At 67.9% G+C, this 10,662-nt stretch carries 10 protein-coding genes and 1 pseudogene; 6 read left to right on the top strand and 5 right to left on the bottom strand.

All coding sequences use genetic code 11. The features are described 5' to 3' along the window. A pseudogene (locus tag CH341_RS01400) lies at positions 1–664 on the top strand (hypothetical protein); the annotation flags it as partial. A gap of 574 nt (positions 665–1,238) precedes the next feature. On the opposite strand, the gene CH341_RS01395 reads toward CH341_RS01400, so the two are convergent. The 5 genes from CH341_RS01395 to CH341_RS01385 form a co-directional block, all read right to left on the bottom strand. Next, on the bottom strand, positions 1,239–2,174 hold the full coding sequence (locus CH341_RS01395) for a DUF968 domain-containing protein (protein ID WP_245430812.1): 936 nt from the start codon (positions 2,172–2,174) through the stop codon (positions 1,239–1,241). Between the two features lie 658 nt (positions 2,175–2,832). Further along, positions 2,833–3,345 (bottom strand): hypothetical protein, encoded by a 513-nt coding sequence (locus CH341_RS33550; RefSeq protein WP_146604337.1) that lies wholly within the window; start codon positions 3,343–3,345, stop codon positions 2,833–2,835. After that, positions 3,342–3,977, bottom strand: coding sequence for a hypothetical protein (locus CH341_RS01390; RefSeq protein ID WP_146604336.1), 636 nt, complete (start codon positions 3,975–3,977; stop codon positions 3,342–3,344). The genes CH341_RS33550 and CH341_RS01390 overlap by 4 nt, the downstream gene beginning before the upstream one ends. A 195-nt stretch (positions 3,978–4,172) precedes the next feature. Further along, entirely contained in the window at positions 4,173–4,481 is a 309-nt protein-coding gene (locus tag CH341_RS33545; RefSeq protein WP_146604335.1) for a hypothetical protein, read from the bottom strand. Between the two features lie 270 nt (positions 4,482–4,751). Continuing rightward, positions 4,752–5,315 (bottom strand): hypothetical protein, encoded by a 564-nt coding sequence (locus CH341_RS01385; RefSeq protein WP_111417241.1) that lies wholly within the window; start codon positions 5,313–5,315, stop codon positions 4,752–4,754. An 895-nt stretch (positions 5,316–6,210) separates the two neighbouring features. On the opposite strand from CH341_RS01385, the gene CH341_RS01380 reads away from it, so the two are divergent. The 5 genes from CH341_RS01380 to CH341_RS01360 form a co-directional block, all read left to right on the top strand. After that, entirely contained in the window at positions 6,211–6,984 is a 774-nt protein-coding gene (locus CH341_RS01380; RefSeq protein WP_111417240.1) for an IclR family transcriptional regulator, read from the top strand. Positions 6,985–6,993: 9 nt separating this feature from the next. Further along, positions 6,994–7,443: an FAS1-like dehydratase domain-containing protein gene (locus tag CH341_RS01375; protein WP_111417239.1), complete on the top strand. Its 450-nt coding sequence runs from the start codon at positions 6,994–6,996 to the stop codon at positions 7,441–7,443. Positions 7,444–7,453: 10 nt separating this feature from the next. Further along, complete coding sequence (locus CH341_RS01370) at positions 7,454–7,993, top strand: MaoC/PaaZ C-terminal domain-containing protein (RefSeq protein WP_111417238.1); 540 nt, start codon at positions 7,454–7,456, stop codon at positions 7,991–7,993. A 5-nt stretch (positions 7,994–7,998) separates the two neighbouring features. Beyond that, a complete protein-coding gene (locus CH341_RS01365) occupies positions 7,999–9,543 on the top strand; it encodes a class I adenylate-forming enzyme family protein (RefSeq protein WP_170149421.1) in 1,545 nt (514 codons plus the stop codon). A gap of 9 nt (positions 9,544–9,552) precedes the next feature. Further along, positions 9,553–10,662: aldehyde dehydrogenase family protein (locus CH341_RS01360; protein WP_245430811.1), on the top strand; the 1,110-nt coding region annotated here is incomplete at its 3' end.

Here is a 10,662-nt window from a genome sequence, read left to right as displayed (position 1 = left end):
GGAGTCTCCCATGACCACGGACCGGACCACGTCGGCGCAGGACGTGTTCGCGCTCGGCACCGGCGCGCTCGGCGGCGTGGCGCTGGTCGGGCTGCCGCCGAGCGGGGCCTATCTGGCGAAAGAGCTGCTGCTGCGATCGGCCGCCGACACGGGGCAATGGTGGTGGGCGGTCGTGATCAACGCGGGCGGCGCCTTCACAAGCGCCTACCTGCTGCTGGTGCTCGCCCGGGTCCTCCGACCGGTGCGCCGTCTCGGCCCGAACGACGAAGCAGCGGCGAAGCCCGGTCCCCTCGCCTGGTCGCAGCACGCGGCGGCGCTGGCCCTCGCAGCCTGCTCGCTGGCGCTGGGGCTGGTCGACTGGAGCGCCTGGCTCCCCGTGCCGACCGGCACACGCCCGTCGTCGTCCCTCCTCGACACGATCGCGGCCGCGGTCTGGCCGGTTCTGGCCGCCGGCGTGCTCGCCGTTCTGGTCGGGCGGTGGGGGCCGCCGCCGCAGGGCCGGCTGGCGCAGGCCGCTGCCGCGCTCGCACCGCTGCGCCGCGCCGGCGTCGCACTGGGCACCGGGTTCTGCCGGGCCGACGCGTTCCTCCGGCAGTGGCCCGTGGCGGGATCGTCCATGCTGGCGCTGGCGATCGCGCTCGGCTTGGCCCTGGCGGCACATTGAAGGCCGGCCTCAGAGCAACTCGAAGCGGGAGCAAAGAATGGCGTGACCGACGACACGGCCGAGGCGCCGCGCCGGGCGGCCCGCGAGGGCACTCGCCGCCGGAAGTGAATTTCCCCTGCGAGACTCAACACCTGAATCGACCGGCGCTGGTGGTCGGGCCGAGATCTCCCGGCCTCCCGGCCGGGTTTATCGGTCTCGCGACGACAAGCCGTACTCCGCCGCCCGCAGCGGGCGTGGGAGGTGACAGCCGTGTTCCTCGTCGCATCCCATCGAGCGAAGTAGGATCGCGGTGTCCAGCGCGGCGAGACCTTCAGCGGCGACACGAGACAGCCTGCGAGGTCCTCGAGCACGGGGGGAGCCAAAAGTGATCAGCCCGGAGTTGGCGGGTAGATCCGCTCCGTCCAGGAGGCGAGAGACGACACTCGTCGATAGTCGTAGACCCGCAAGTGCGCGGTCCGGCGCTTCAGAACGGATAGAACGTCGGAGACGCTGAAGAGCAGCCATCGAGTCGTCAATTGCGCGGCAGTGTCGTTCGGGACCGGGGTGCGCTTGATCCTTCGGACGAGATCGCCCTTCAGCACGAGACGGACCGCAACGTCGACGACGGCGACCTCGTCGCCGCCGCGGCACCAGCTTCCGACCATATGGGAAAAGCCGCAGGGCGTCGGCGCGAGACCTGCGTCGGGCGTCGCGCCGCCGAGGCGGAGTCAGGGCCCGAGCGGTCCGGGCCGCAGCGATCGCCACCAAGGCGCGATGCCCGGCCGGAGCGCAGCGCCTCCGGGACGTGACGGCCTCCGTCGGCCGCCTCGGCAGCGGTCGACACTCCGGCCCGGTGGCGAGCATGCCGGGCGCGGCGTGACGACGACCACAGTGCCTGGGCGATCGCAATGGGCTCGATCGCAACGGCCGCCCACCAGGTCCTCTCGTCGCCGGAGCGATGCAGCGCCCGGTGATGGGTGCGGCAGAGCGGAACCGTGTACTCGTCCGAGACCTTGCGGCCGAGCGCCCGCGGCTGGGCGAAGCGCAGGTGGTGAGGGTCACAGGGCTTGCGCCCACAGACGAGGCAACGTCGCCGCGCGACGAAGCCGAGATGGGCCTTGTCGCGGTCGCGCTTGGGCGTGGCGATCGACAGAACGCTCTTGTCGATGCGACCGCTCGGGACGGTCGTGTCGCCCTCCCTGATCTCTGCCGCGCCCTCTCGCCCGGGAGCCCGCACGCCGGGGCCGGCGCCGAGACCGGAGCCGGAGCCGGCAGAGTCCTCGGCGGGAGGGAAGTCCACCCAGCCGTCGCGATCATCACCCCGATGAGCCGGAACAGCCTCGGACACCGGGCTCGCTCCCTCCTGAGACGCGCCGGGCCGCAGGAGGGGTTCGCCTACCGGACTGACCGGAGACGCCCCATGGAGGCCAAACAGACCCAAGGGCTGACCAGCGACGAGCGTCGGGGGCTCACCACCGACAGGGCCCGAGGGGTCGCCCGCTTCACGCGCCGACAGGCTGACCGTCACCACGCCCGCCTCGGTGCGGATGGCGCGGACCCCGTGGCCGGACGCCTCACACGCGTTCCATGGCACGAGCGCCCGCAGCTCGGCCTGCGCCCGCTGGTGGTCGAGCGACGCCGGCCGGGTGCTCCGGAACAGGGCCGCATACTCAACCAGGGCAGCGCGACATGGACCATACGCTCCGGTTGAGCGGCTCGGTCGCGTGTCCGAGCTGGCCGCCCCGTTCGTCCGGTGAGCTGAATCGCCAGCCTGCATCGGCGCGCGGCTCGCCTGCTCGGTATTGGCAAGGGCGGCGAGGCGGCCGCTGGTGATGCGACCAGCGCGGTCAGGCCCTCGCCGCACGCAGCCGGTTCCCCCACCAGCACTCGGCAGCGCTTCACTTCATTGGGTTCGTTCTGCCATACCACCCGCTTCAGACGAACGATCGACGGCCCGCACTTCTTCGACCATCCTGTCATAAAGCTCGATCGTTCAGAATCCTGCCAGTCGGCCGCAAAAAGAGAGGCGCACTGAATCATCCCTAGGTCTGGCAGACCGCGGACTTGCGGCACGGTGTAGCGGAGCGCCACGTCGCATCTGCGGAGCGTCGTTCCGCCCGAGCCTCCTTCAGACATACGAATGGTTCGGCTCGACACTGTCCTCTCGCTGAAGGCAAGCTCGATCCACTTCATGGATCTCTCGAAGGAGGATCGCCATGGCGCTCGCGGGAGGCTTCGACGATAACGGTCCATTGCCGTGCCAGGCGTTTCCGCTGTGAGACGGCGCGTTTCTCATAGGACGCCAGGCGCTCCAGATCATCCAGCACCGGCGCGAGTCGGTGGTTTTCGGCCACGGTGCCACTGCTGTCCATAGCGGTAGAGTGTTCTTCGATCACTTGGAGGCATTCCGAGAGTCTCGCCAGGACAGAGCACCGCGCATCACGAATGCGCAGGATCGTCATTTGGGCCCGGGCATAGTCCCGGGCCGAATGCCATGCCATGTCATGGCTCGCCTCTTCCAGCAGAATGCGCGCGAACTGATCGACGGCCACCTCGTGCCCGGACCATACATTCAGCCGAGAGAAGATGCCGAACCGCGTCGCATTCTTTCGGGCCTGCGCCTTTCCGGCGGTCGTCCGAGGACCCGTGCTGTGTCTCGCATTCCTGCGGTTCGCCGCCGCTCGCCTCTCTGAGATGGTCATGCGGCTTCATTCGTGTCTGACGCTCCATCCGGCTCGATCGCCCCGGCGGGCGGCGGCAAGGCGCGCCCCCCGTTCCCCTCGCGCATCTTGGCCATGGTCAGCGCGTGCTCCCGCCCGAGATACAGACCCTGCAGAATAGACTGCAGCGCCTTTTCCCTCACCGCGATCAAAAGATCGATCCGTTGCAGCTCCGGTGCCCGCCGCAGGAAGGCCTGGCCAATCAGCAGATCGGGCGAGACCCCGAGCTTGGCGACGAGGGCGCGAAACCGAGCAGTATCGTAAGTCATCGTCTCGGCCGGAATGTAATGCTGTTTTCCGAACCGCGGAATGGAGCCGTCGTGAGCCTGTGCCAGGTCAGAGACCAGCTCGTTCACCGCGGCATCGATGATGCTGGTCCGGACGCGCCGATACTGCGCGATCTCCCATGTCACGTCGACATAATCCTTCACGGCAACCCACTCCGTAAAGCGCGTCGGCCGAATGGTCTCGATCGCCTGAAGGATCAAAATACCATAATCATCGAGACTGTCGGCCTGAAAGACCGGCACGACGGAGAACAGCGGCCGAAAACGGTCTGGAACATTGTCCAGATACCCCTGTTGGATCAGTTCTTTCTTGGCGTTGCGTCCCATGACGACTCCTTTGGTCAACATCGGAGTCGTGTTAGATGTCTCCATCATAAGAGAACAAGCGACCGGGGGGAGTTATCCACTCTCGTATCAGATCCTCACGCGACGATTGGGTCTGACAGACCACGACGCTCGCTCCGGAAGACCGCGATGATCTCGTCGCGACCGACCGGTATCTCGAACAGCCAATAGAATTGCTCAGGATCGTCTCTCGACGTCTCCCAAAAGCGCGATCACTCTCAGGCGCAGTGCGTCGAAGTCGCGGATGGCTGCACTGCGGCGTCGCAATGCCTCACGCTCCTTCGGGTGGAGCGGATCGGCTTCCGCATCGGCCGGACGCCGGTTCGGTCGGCCCGTCAAACGGGCGCGATACTCCGCATCACGCTCTGCCTTGCCGACGAGTCTGGCGATGCTCCTCTCCGGGTTCAGGCAGTTCGCAGATCTGCGGAGAGCGGCGAAGAAGACAGCGGGGTCGACCCAATCGTCTGGGCCGAATTCGCGTTTCATACGAGACACCCTGACCCACCGGAGGCGGATTTGAGCATCGGCGAAACGACGTGCGAGCTCCATAAGCTCCGGCCGCACGTCCGCCGCGAGCACCCAACGCGCAACATCATCAATCAAGGCCGGGTGCGGCACGCCTTTCCGGTAGAGGAAAGGCTTCGCATGCCGAGGTCGAGGGCGCGGTGGCGGCCGCCGTGGTCCCTGCCACGGCCGGGTCATCGGCCGTCGGGCAACTCGCCCGTCCGGTGGGTCTGAGGGATCAAACATCGAAGGCTAATCCTCCCACCGTGATAGCTGAGCCGCCCGGTCCAGCTCGTGATCGACCACGCTGTCGAGCGTCGCCTGGACACGGTGCGCAGGCTCACCGCGACGGGACGCGAAGTCTTCGACGGCGACATCCCGCCGCGCCCGATGGCGTTCATTTTGCTCGCGCAGCGGGCGCTTCCGACAGAAATGCCGAAATGCCTCTCCATGCATCTTATCGAGCGACGTACCGCCGAGTGCGAGCAGCTCCTCAAGCCGAACCACAGCGGCGTGATCCCCGGCCAAGCATTGCAGAACGAGATCTCGGGCGGCCTGCGGGGTCAACGGCTCCTCCAGACCGGCGATCAGATACTCTTCCAGCACGGCTGCGTAGTCGTCGTCCGGGAACGTACCGAGGCCACGCTCGTAAATCCGAACAAGCCGTGTGTAGGTGACCGCCTCGTCGAGCAGAAGTCGATCGATCGCATCTCGCGGCGCGATCGCTTCGGCGGCACGCTCCAGCAGCGCCTTTCCGACGCCCGGTGCGACCTCACTCGTCCCTAGCTCCGCGCGGATGTGTTCGGGAATTTCCATCGCCCCTCGGGCAAGCCACTCCTCGACCGGCGCATGCGGCTCGGGCGGAACGGCTCCGGGGGATGGCCTCGAGGAGTCGGCTGACACGGATGCTCCATCGTCAAGACAAAGCTGCCAGATAGGCATCCTGTTCCGATTGGGCAATCCTTGTTCGACGAGTCGTGGCGGAGTGTTCCGGCCGTTCTGCGCCGGGCGGCACGGGCTTGCCAGCGAGTCTGGCAACAGCTTGGCGCGCACAAGCGAATGAGCAGGCCGACCTTGGATGCGTTCCGAATGTCGGAACGCAACCACCGTCCACGAGCGCCCCGACGACCGAGCGACCGCGGCGGCATGTTGACAGACAGTGATCAGTGCCGAGCTCGTCCGCCAGGCATTCCCCTGGAGATCGGCCCGCCGGCTCCCCGGCCAACGCTCCCGCGCTGACATAGAACCGTTCACAATTCTGGCGGTGCGACATTCTTTGGCGACTTCCATCCAACCCGCACAGGAATGAGAAGAATTCGCTGTGTGGCTGCCAGCCTCCGTCGCCGGCAGACAGCTTGAATCATTTGCGCGCTCCCCTGGAACCGCCTCTCGATTCGCTCACGCCGACGATCGGTCCAGCTGCGGCCGCGAGGTGTCGGGCCGGAGCATCGCGGATCACCTTGTCGCAATCATCGATCTGACGGCCGGTGCAGCAATGCGGGATCATCCAGCGGCACCCGGCAGGCCCTGAGCCGGACCACCGCCCGGAGCCGATCATCCAACCGCCGGTTCAGGACAAGAGGACGATGCCGCCCCGCGGCCGCGGTGTCATGGCTACAAGAGGCGCCAGACGCCAGGCGCGCTTGACTCGAACGACCGCCTCGGCCTAGCTTGTTGCTCATTACGCGACTTAGTTGCTATTATCGCAACTATGGAACCAGACACACACTCCTCCCGCAAGACCATCGACAAGGCCATGCGCGTGCTCACCGCCTTCTCCTCCGAGCATCCCGAACTGGCGATCGGCGAGCTGAGCGCGCGGCTCGGGCTGCACAAGAGCGTCACCTCGCGCCTCGTCTCGGCGCTGTGCGACTGGGGCATGCTGGAGCGGAACCCGCAGTCGCAGCGGGTGCGCATCGGCGAGGCCGCGTTCCGGATCGGCAGCCTGTTCTCGCCACGCGACCATCTGGTGCGGGTGGCAGCACCGCACATGGACGCACTGGTCGCCGCGACGGGCCAGTCCAACCATCTGACCGTGCTGGACGGCCACCGCTTCCTGGTGGTCGCGACGGTCGAGAGCCCCAGCGCGCTGCGCGTGATCATGCGGCTCGGGGAACGCCGGCCCCTGCATGCGACCGCGGCCGGCAAGCTGTTCCTCGCCGCGTCCGACGCGCTGCTCGACGCCGTCGCGGCGGCCCCAATGGAGGCGTTCACGCCACACACACCGGCGACGCCGGCGAAGCTGCGCAAGGCCGTCGCGCTCGTTCACCGACAGGGCATCGCCTGGAACACGGGAGAGAGCAGCATCGGCGCCGGCGCCGTCGCGGCCCCCGTCTACGACCGCAGCGGGCGGATGATCGCGGCCCTGTCCACCGTTTACCCCCTGCAGGTCGTCAGCGGTCCCGCACTCGCGCGGGTCGGCGACGCCACCAGGGCCGCCGCCCGAAAAATCTCGCAAGAGCTCGGTGCAGAGCCCCAACCATGAGGAGACGCCATGCCGATCAACATGAACGCCCTGGGGGCCGAGACCCCCTGGGCCCAGGTCACCGTCACCCAGCGCCAGATCGACCAGCTCTGTAGCTGCCTCGAGGATTACAACCCGCTGTTCCTCGACGACGAGATCGCGGCGACCAGCAGCGCCGCCGGCATCGTCGCGCCACCGACCTTCATCAACTGCTTCCGCGACTTCAAGACCACGCTGGTGCTGTCGGAGGCGGAGGTCGACCTGCCGCTGCTGCTGCACGGCGAGCAGGTGATCGAGTATTTCGCCCCGGTCCGGCCGGGCCAGACCATCTGGCACAAGATCAAGATCGTCGACGTTGGTCGCAAGAAGAGCCGCACCTACGGCGAGCTCGACTTCTTCACCGTGCTGATCAAGCTCAAGAGCGAGAACGGCGAGCGGCTGGTCGAAGCGACCCAGCTCTTCTTCGTCCGCGACAACTGAGGGCTCGTCCATGGACTACGCCGAACGTCTCGCCGCTCCGCCCGCGCAGCGCGTCGCGCCGCAGGTCGAGGGACCGTACTTCGAAGACATCCAGGTCGGCTTCGAGCTGTCGCTGGAGAAGCCGCCGATCACTCGGCTGCAGATCGCCAAGTTCGCCGGCGCGTCCGGCGACTTCAATCCGAGCCATGTCGACGAGGACATCGCCCGCGACGTCGGCGGCATGGGCGGCGTCTTCGCGCACGGCATGATCGGCATGGGCTTCGTCGGCCAGATGCTGACCGACTGGCTGTGGGGCCGGCCGCTGCGGCTGTTCTCCACCAAGGCACTGCTGATCGTCCGGCCCGGCGACAGCCTCACCTGCTTCGGCCGTGTGACGCGCAAATGGGTCGAGGACGAGGACAATCTGGTCGAGCTCGAGGTCGGCGCCCGAAATCAGCGTGGCGAGCTGACTCACTCGGGCCGCGCCGTCGCGATCCTGCCGCACCGGGCGATCCGCATCGGCGACGCGCTCAAGCGACCGTATCTGGTCCAGCATCGCGTGATCGGGTGAGCCGCGTGGTCGACCTCACCATCGCCCGCACCCTATCGCTCGCCGGCCGCCGGGCCGGCGAGAAGCCTGCCGTGATCTGCGGCGACCGCGTGCTCTCGCATGGGGCGCTCGCCGACGCCGCGGCGCGCCTGGCCGGGGCCCTGCAGGCCTTTGGGCTCGGCAAGGGCGACCGGCTCGGTGTCGTGCTGCCGAACTGCCCGGAGTACGTCGCGATCGCGCTTGCCTGCGCCCGCAGCAGTATCGTGATGGTGCCGCTGAACTATCGCTTCACGGCGGAGGAGCATGCCACCCAGCTCTCCGACTGCGGCGCCCGCCTGTTGATCTACGGCGAGATCTTTGGCGAGACCGTGCGCGAGGTGGCGCGGCGCGTGGCGGGGCTCGGCACGGTGTGCGTCGGCACCGCGGTCGCCGCGGATCTCGGCAGCCTCGACGAGATTCTGGCCCGCAACGCACCCGCTGGGCCTGCCGACGTCTCGGAAACCGACGTGTTCTATCTTGGCTACACGTCCGGCACCACCGGCCATCCCAAGGGCGCGATGGTGACGCATCGCAACCGTTGCCTCGCCTATCACTATTGGGCGCTGGAGTTCGGCATCCGCGACAACGACGTGGTCCTGCATGCCGGGCCGTTCCATCACACGGCGCCGTTCACCTTCGTGCTGACCCAGCTTTTCATGGGCGGCACGGTCGTGATCCTGGAGCACTTCTCCGCCAGCGACGTGCTCGCCGCGATCGAGCGGCACCGGGTCACCTGGGGATTCCTGGTGCCCTACATGCTGGACCGGCTGGTCCATGCGGGCGCGGAGCTGAAGCAGCACGATCTCTCGTCGTTGCGCATGATCGTCTCGGGCGCCTCGCCGCTGCCGACCGTGACCAAGGAGGCGGTGCTCGACCTGCTGCCCGGGATCGGCCTGCACGAGTTCTACGGGGCCACCGAGGCCGGCGTGATCACCAATCTGCGGCCCGAAGACCAGCGCCGCAAGACCCGCTGCGTCGGACGGCCGGTGTTCGACACCGAAATCGAGATCCGCGACGAGGCAGGCCGACCGCTGCCCCCCGGCGAGACCGGAGACATCTGGATGCGCGGCCCGACCGTCTTCTCGGGCTATTTCGACGCGCCCGACAAGACCGCCGCGGCGTTCGACGGCGAATGGTGCACGATCGGCGACGTCGGCCGGCTCGACGACGAGGGCTATCTCTACATCCTCGATCGCCGCAAGGATCTGATCAAGAGCGGCGGCGTCAACGTTTTCCCGATCGAGATCGAGGAGGTGCTGCTCGCGGTTCCGGGGATCGCCGATGTGGCCGCCATCGGCGTGCCGGATCCGACCTGGGGCGAGGCCGTGCATGCCGTCGTGGTCGCGAACGGCGACCGCCCGCTCGCCGATGCCGACGTGGTCGCGGCCTGCCGGGCCCGCCTGGCCGGCTACAAGGTGCCGAAATCGATCGAGTTCCGCAGCGCGCTGCCCCGCAACGCCAACGGAAAAGTGCTCAAGCGGACGCTGCGGCAGGACTTCGTCGATCGCATGCGCACCGATATGCCCGTCTAGGAGATGATCGTGCAGGACAGGACCGTGCAGGACAAAACCCAGCTCTACATCGATGGTGCGTGGACGGAGTCGCGCGGTCGCGAGACCATCGACGTGCTCAGCGCCTCGACCGAAGCGGTGGTCGGCCGCATCCCGGCCGGCACCGCGCAGGATGTCGACGCCGCCGTCGCGGCGGCGCGTGCCGCCTTCGACTCCTGGTCCATGACGCCGCCGCCCGAGCGGGCCGCGGCGCTGATGCGGATCCACGACGGGCTGAAAGCGCGCAGTGCCGAGCTAGGCGAGACCATCGCCACCGAGGTCGGGATGCCGCTCAAGCTCGCGACCCGTATCCAGGTCGGCTCGCCGGTCCATATCTTCGCCTTGTATGCCAAGCTGGTGGAAGGCTTCGCGTTCGAGAGCCGGGTCGAGAACTCGATCATCCTTCGCGAGCCGCTCGGCGTCGTCGCCGCCATCACGCCGTGGAACTATCCGCTGCATCAGATCGCCTGCAAGGTGGCGCCGGCGCTGGCGGCAGGCTGCACGGTCGTGCTGAAGCCCTCCGAGGTGGCGCCGCTCAATGCCTTCATGCTGGCCGAGGTGATCCACGCGGCCGGCGTGCCGAAGGGCGTGTTCAATCTGGTCAGCGGCACCGGGGCGGAGGTCGGCGAGGCCCTAGCCCGCCATCCCGGCGTCGACATGGTGTCGTTCACGGGCTCGACCCGGGCGGGACGCCGCGTCGCCGAGCTGGCCGCCGCGACCATCAAGCGGGTGGCGCTCGAGCTCGGCGGAAAATCGGCCTCGATCGTGCTCGACGACGCCGACTTGGCTGCCGCCGTGAAGGGCACGGTGAACGCCTGCTTCCTCAATTCGGGGCAGACCTGCAACGCCCACACGCGCCTGCTGGTGCCGGCCTCCCACTACGAGGAGGCGGCGCGCCTCGCCGTCGAGGCGGCTGGCGCTTTCACCGTGGGCGATCCGTTCGGCGGCTCCGCCAAGCTCGGGCCGCTGACCTCGGCGGCGCAGCGCGACCGCGTGCGCGACTACATCCGCACCGGCGTATCGGAAGGGGCTGAACTGCTGGTCGGCGGCGCCGAGCCGCCCGACGGACTCGACGCCGGATTCTACGTGCGGCCGACGGTG

The organism is Rhodoplanes roseus (genome assembly GCF_003258865.1).
Lineage (GTDB): Bacteria > Pseudomonadota > Alphaproteobacteria > Rhizobiales > Xanthobacteraceae > Rhodoplanes > Rhodoplanes roseus.
Note: the sequence above shows the minus strand (reverse complement) of the source record. Positions and strands in the feature narration are given on the sequence as shown.